Source organism: Levilactobacillus yiduensis (genome assembly GCF_024718525.1).
Taxonomy (GTDB): Bacteria; Bacillota; Bacilli; order Lactobacillales; family Lactobacillaceae; genus Levilactobacillus; species Levilactobacillus yiduensis.
This window is the reverse complement of the sequence record NZ_JAMXAZ010000061.1, coordinates 1-1,650: the sequence shown is the minus strand read 5'-3', so window position 1 is coordinate 1,650 and position 1,650 is coordinate 1. Positions and strand designations below refer to the sequence as shown.

Genomic DNA, 1,650 nt, shown 5'->3' with positions numbered 1-1,650 from the left:
TTTTTCTACCATTAGTCAAGTACTAATCCCGGTTTAATCCCGTTTCTTTTATGTGTCATTGGGGCTATCGGGTAAGAAGAGTGCCAATTGAAGTGATGTGGTACTTGGTTTTTGAGCTTGAGGGTAACTCAAATAGACCTTGGGTATTTCTATTTTTTGCCCAAGGAGGTACACTATACACATAGTCAGATTGATTGGCGCTTGACGCCGTACTTATACAACTGACTTGTTGTCACGAGATGGTAAATCGTTCTTAGGAGACGACCCATCGCGGCGATCGCAACTTTCTTTGTGCCGACGGCTTTACCGTTGACCACTGGAAGTTGCTTTTTTCTTCTCTGATAGAAATCGTTAACGTGATTGGGGTGCCACCTTGCTGCACTGGCAATGTTTGTGATCGCACGATAAAGAATTGCTCTGGCAATGTGATTACCTCGCTTACTGATATGATCAGTGGCGATAAAGTTTCCCGATTCGTAGTGCCTCAGATCAATTCCGACAAAAGCGTTGAGTTTGTTACTGCTACCGAAACGGCGAATATCACCCAGCTCACCAATCAATCGGACAACTGTCTTCTCCGCAAATCCAGGAATACTCAAGAGAATGTTGAATTCCGGTAACGGCTTAGCTAACTGGACCATCTGTTTGATGATTTGATCTTTATGTGCCGAAAGCTCGGCCACTTGGCCAGCGTTATATTGTGTTTGTATAACCACTGGAGAGCTACTGGCATCGCCTGGGTAGGAGCCTCGTGCGAGTTTCAAAAGCTTAATAGCTGTACTTTTTGCTTTGGCTTTAGAGACATGGTCACCGAATCCAAATAACTTTTTGCTGACCACTTCTGGCGTTAAGTCAAGCAAGCAATCAGGGTGTGGGTAGGTTTGCACAATATTCCAATAGAAATTTCCTGTTGGTTTTCCCATAATAGTTTCCACTTCTGGAAAGCTCAGCTGTAAGCTGCGATGTAGTCGGTTCTTCATGCGCACTAGGTCCGAGTTGATTTCTGAGTAGAAACGACTAAGGTTCATCAAATCGCGATAGACCGGCTCTTGATAGTAAGTCAGTCGTCGTTTGAAGATCAACTGTGTCTGTGCCAAATGAAGCGCATCGTTCTTATCGGTCTTACGAGTGCGTAAGCCGTCTAACTGCTTCTTGGCGGCCAATGGGTTGAGCTGCGTATACCGATAGCGTTGTTCGTCTAAGAAGCGTCTGAGACGTTGTGAGTATACACCAGTTGCTTCAAAGATAATCTGCGGTTCGCGGTAATCTTGTAAGTGCTTGAGAAGTTCTTGAAAACCAAACCAGTCGTTTTTGATGACGGATTGCCAAACAGTAGTCTCATCATTAATTACGGCCACACTTGAGGTGGCTTTACTAACATCGATACCGAATACAATTGCCATTGCGAACACCATCCTTTAGGTTTTTTACGTAAACATACCATCATTCTAATTTTCAATACCCGACCTTTAGGCCAACAGACTACGAACAGATTATTTGATGGTACAGTGAAGTTGCCATTTTTAGTTACGGCGTCAAGCGCCAAAAAAGCCTGCGACATGTCAACCTCACTACCACTTTACGCCAAAACGAAAGTGGTGAGAAAAGATTCCGTCGAATCATTTCTCACCACTAAGGTTAGTCTGTTTT

Annotated in this window: 1 protein-coding gene; it reads right to left on the bottom strand. The window is 44.0% G+C overall.

Annotated features, from left to right (window positions below):
- Positions 1 to 185 precede the first annotated feature (185 nt).
- Entirely contained in the window at positions 186 to 1,403 is a 1,218-nt protein-coding gene (locus NGM66_RS14175; RefSeq protein WP_208907677.1) for an IS110 family RNA-guided transposase, read from the bottom strand.
- Positions 1,404 to 1,650 lie beyond the last annotated feature (247 nt).

Excerpts from the sequence above, each read along its gene's own strand:
- NGM66_RS14175 (WP_208907677.1), bottom strand. The coding sequence starts at position 1,403 with ATGGCAATTGTATTCGGTATCGATGTTAGTAAAGCCACCTCAAGTGTG.